This is a genomic window from Candidatus Symbiopectobacterium sp. (assembly GCF_020054415.1).
Lineage (GTDB): Bacteria > Pseudomonadota > Gammaproteobacteria > Enterobacterales > Enterobacteriaceae > Symbiopectobacterium.
In genome coordinates this window covers 1-4,301 of sequence record NZ_JAHWCO010000378.1, presented here as the reverse complement: position 1 = coordinate 4,301, position 4,301 = coordinate 1, and the positions used below count along the sequence as shown (strand labels likewise).

The window sequence follows — 4,301 nt, the reverse complement described above, 5'->3', positions numbered from 1 at the left end:
GCATGGTCTCGTTGACTGGTCTACCACGGCGCTGGATGGCAGTAATATCCGGGCGCTGAAATGCGCTGCCGGTGCTCAAAAAAACATCCCGATATCTCCGGAGATAACGGTCTGGGTCGCTCTCGCGGTGGTTTTGGCACCAAAATCCATCTGGCAACAGACGGAAGTGGTCTCCCGTTAAACATCCTGCTGAGCACCGGACAGGCTCACGAAAGCCAGTTCGCATTACGTCTTCTGGACGGTATTGGTGTTCAGCGCCAGAACGGTAGCATAAAGCGTCGTGGTTATGCGGTGCTGGCTGACAAAGCTTATTCAGGGCATGCACCACGCAACGAGCTGAAACAAAAGGTGATAAGGGCAGTCATCCCCAAAAAAACGAATGAAAAAATGGCTTCGGACGGGCGCTCACGGTTCGCCGGTGACGCTTACCGTCATCGCAATGTAGTGGAAAGATGTTTTGGCCGATTAAAAGAATACCGCCGTATTGCCACACGTTATGACAAAACGGCGAGGAATTATCTGTCGATGGTTCAACTGTGCTGCATCCACCTATTTTACAATAAGTTATGCAATTAAGAGACACAGCCTAGTAACAATTGTCGCGCTCAGGCCAAGGACCGAACCAGCACTACTTGTCACCCGGACAGGTCTTTACCTCTCAACATGACGTATGCCACATAACCCTAGCACGGAGGCGCAACCGCATACCAACGACTAAAGAGCGGTCCTGAGTAACACGATTAACGCACAATATACAGGCAAAAAAAACCAACAGCGAAGTTGGGTTCTTTTGCTTGCCAAAGTTGGTGGCCTCAGCACAGCGCGACAATCATTACTAACAGATTGAGTCTACTTTCTCCATCGGACAATGAAAACACGCGCTGAGAGACGATCATAGTGAGAGCGTTAAACCACAAATCAACAAACGAAGAGCACTTCAGTACCTACCAAAGATACCGTTTCAATGCGCCACCGACTTGGAAAACAGGTTAATCACAATCACGCCCAGAATAATCAGAAACATCCCCAGTATCGCAGGCAAATCGAGCTTCTGTCCGTAAAATAGCCAACTCACCGTGGCAATCAGCACAATCCCAACCCCAGACCAGATGGCATAAATGATGCCAGTCGGTAACGTGCGCATCGTCAGAGAAAGGCAATAGAACGACACGCCATAAAAGATCACAGTAATAATGCTAGGCATTAAACGACTAAAGTCATCCGAAAGTTTGAGCGCCGAGGTGGCGATCACTTCCGCCACAATGGCGAGAGAAAGAAACAGATACGTCATAAACAACCGCTACCTTAAAAAATTGCGCACTAGCGCCTTAGAAATCGACAACCGTCACCACACTAACACCAACAAGTTACACACCGATGGCATATTTCAGCGCTAGCGTTTTAAGATGTCCTGCACGCTCAGCAGCCAGCAATGCCATGTTTCGGGCAAAGGTCAATGGTGGTAAACGATTACTGAACGCGTTATAAAACAGGTCCATGCCATTTTGCATTAACAAATTATCAGCCTTACGCCGACGCTGATAACGCAGCAAAACGGCATCACTGTACCAGCATTCCCCTGCCTCCCGCGCGCCAGTCACAACATCAATAAACGCGTCCGCGTCACGATAGCCGAGATTCACGCCCTGCCCGGCGAGTGGATTAATGGTATGGGCGGCATCCCCCACCAAGGCGATCCCTTCAGCCACATAACGTTGTGCATGACGACGCACCAGTGGGAACGCCCCGGCGGCAACCGACTTCACGTGCCCCAAACGTGTGGGGAAAGTTTCTGCAATTGCGTTATCCAACTGTGGCAACGGCAGTGATTGAAGCTGACGAATACGGCGCGGGCTGTCATACCACGCCAACGCGCACCATGATCCAAACAGCGGTAAAAATGCACGCGGTCCCTGAGGCGTAAACTGCTGCCAAGTACAATCCTGCTGAGGTTGCTGGGTATCCACGGCAATCAACAGACACGATTGCCGGTACTGCCATCCATTGATGCCGATACCCGCCCACTGGCGCACACGCGAGTTCGCGCCATCCGCACCAAGCACCAAGGGCGCACTCAATGTCTCACCGCTATCCAGCGCGATCTGCCAGCACGCGGGCGTACGAACCATGCTGCGTATTTGAGCGGGGCAACGAATATCACACCGCTGCTGCTCAGCCATGCATTGCCACAATGCCAGTTGCAATACCCGGTTTTCCACCATAAATCCCAATTCGGGCAGGTGCAGGTCGGCGGCGCTAAAGGCAACCCGTGCATCATCCCATTCCCAGGTTTCCAACCGGCGATAAGGCGCACAGCGCATCTGCTCAACGCACGACCATGCACCCAACGACTTTAACAGTGAAACAGACGCATATCCCAGCGCTGAAACCCGAATATCCGGCGCACTGTCGGCCATAAAGGCGGCGGGAGCGGACTGCTCCAACACCGCGACCTGAAAACCGTTGCGCGCGAGCCCGAGCGCGACTGCGGCACCGACCATCCCGCCACCGACCACGATGGCATCATACCGTTGATTTATTCTGTTCATCGTGTCTAAACCGACTCAAACTGTGTGACTGATAGGCACAGTGTACTGGATTTTCGACAACCGCGTTGACTCTGCGAAAAAACGCTCAACAAATTTCGCGCTCTGGTCACAACCGCAGCAAAAGATTACAATGTGTGCCCCGTCCGTATTTCCGTGCATCTATGATTTGGTAATACGCTTTTTCACCCGCACTGAGTAATGACAAGTCGATGACAAAGAAACTGCACATTAAAACCTGGGGCTGTCAGATGAATGAATACGATTCATCCAAGATGGCTGACCTTCTGGAAAGTACACACGGTTATGAGCTGACCGAGGTGGCCGAAGAGGCTGACGTTCTGCTGCTGAATACCTGTTCTATCCGTGAAAAGGCACAGGAAAAAGTTTTCCATCAACTTGGCCGCTGGAGAGCGCTGAAAGAGAACAACCCCGATCTGATTATTGGAGTGGGCGGCTGTGTTGCTTCTCAGGAAGGCGAGCATATTCGCGAACGCGCCAGCTATGTCGATCTGATTTTTGGCCCGCAAACGCTGCACCGCCTGCCAGAAATGATTAACCACGTGCAGGGCACATATAGCCCGGTGGTGGATATCAGCTTCCCGGAAGTCGAAAAATTTGATCGGCTGCCGGAACCTCGTGCCGAAGGGCCGACGGCGTTTGTTTCCATCATGGAAGGGTGCAACAAATACTGCTCATTTTGCGTGGTGCCTTATACGCGCGGTGAAGAAGTCAGTCGGCCCTGTGACGACGTCTTATATGAAATTGCGCAGTTGGCCGCACAAGGGGTACGCGAAGTTAACCTGTTGGGTCAAAACGTCAACGCCTATCGTGGTGAAAATTTTGATGGCAGTATATGCTCGTTTGCCGATTTGCTGCGTCTGGTAGCAGCAATAGACGGTATTGACCGTCTCCGCTTTATTACCAGTCACCCGATTGATTTTACCGACGATATCATCAGCGTCTACGAAGATACGCCTGAACTTGTGAGCTTCCTTCATCTGCCAGTACAGAGCGGTTCCGATCGTATTCTGACCATGATGAAGCGCCGCCATACCGCGCTGGAATACAAAGCCATCATTCGTAAACTGCGCAGCGCACGACCGGATATTCATATCAGTTCCGACTTCATCATCGGCTTCCCCGGTGAAACCCAGGAAGATTTCGAACAAACCATGAAACTGATTGGTGATGTCAATTTTGATATGAGCTTTAGCTTTATCTACTCTGCGCGTCCGGGGACCCCCGCCGCAGACATGGTTGATGATGTCAGCGAAGAAGAGAAAAAGCAGCGCCTGTATATTCTGCAAGAACGTATCAGCCAGCAAGCGATGCAGTTCAGCCGCCGTATGCTAGGCATCATCCAACGCATTCTGGTGGAAGGTACATCGCGCAAAAGCGTGATGGAACTGTCAGGTCGCACAGAAAATAACCGTGTGGTTAACTTCGAAGGCACCCCGGATATGATTGGTAAGTTCGTTGATGTTGAAATTGTTGACGTTCGTCCTAATTCACTGCGCGGTGTGGTTGTCAAAACCGAAGACCAGATGGGTCTGCGCATCAACGAATCTCCAGCCTCCGTGATTGCACGAACCCGCAAAGAGAACGATATCGGGTCGTGTATTCAATGAGTTGATGTAGCATCAAACGTAGTACTCGCGTTCGATGTAAGTACCGATGATCCTATCGTGCATTTCGGATGATTTTGAATATCCCAGCGTCTTGCGATTGAGCCGTTGCAATCGGTTACGCAGT

At 51.3% G+C, this 4,301-nt stretch carries 4 protein-coding genes and 1 pseudogene; 2 read left to right on the top strand and 3 right to left on the bottom strand.

Going from position 1 to position 4,301, the window contains the following annotated elements:
* Positions 1-576 (top strand): annotated as a pseudogene (locus QZ506_RS11180) (IS5 family transposase); the annotation flags it as partial.
* Positions 577-961: 385 nt separating this feature from the next.
* Here the strand turns inward: QZ506_RS11180 and QZ506_RS11175 are convergent.
* Complete coding sequence (locus QZ506_RS11175; protein WP_291971106.1) at positions 962-1,291, bottom strand: SMR family transporter; 330 nt, start codon at positions 1,289-1,291, stop codon at positions 962-964.
* 76 nt (positions 1,292-1,367) lie between these two features.
* Positions 1,368-2,549, bottom strand: a complete 1,182-nt coding sequence (gene ubiF / locus QZ506_RS11170; protein WP_291971104.1) for a 3-demethoxyubiquinol 3-hydroxylase — start codon at positions 2,547-2,549, stop codon at positions 1,368-1,370.
* A gap of 209 nt (positions 2,550-2,758) precedes the next feature.
* Here ubiF and miaB point away from each other — a divergent pair, with 209 nt between their 5' ends.
* On the top strand, positions 2,759-4,177 hold the full coding sequence (miaB, locus tag QZ506_RS11165; RefSeq protein WP_291971102.1) for a tRNA (N6-isopentenyl adenosine(37)-C2)-methylthiotransferase MiaB: 1,419 nt from the start codon (positions 2,759-2,761) through the stop codon (positions 4,175-4,177).
* Positions 4,178-4,189: 12 nt separating this feature from the next.
* On the opposite strand, the gene QZ506_RS11160 is transcribed toward miaB, so the two are convergent.
* Positions 4,190-4,301, bottom strand: a 112-nt coding sequence (locus QZ506_RS11160) for an IS1 family transposase (RefSeq protein ID WP_291968255.1), incomplete at its 5' end; no start/stop codon positions are given.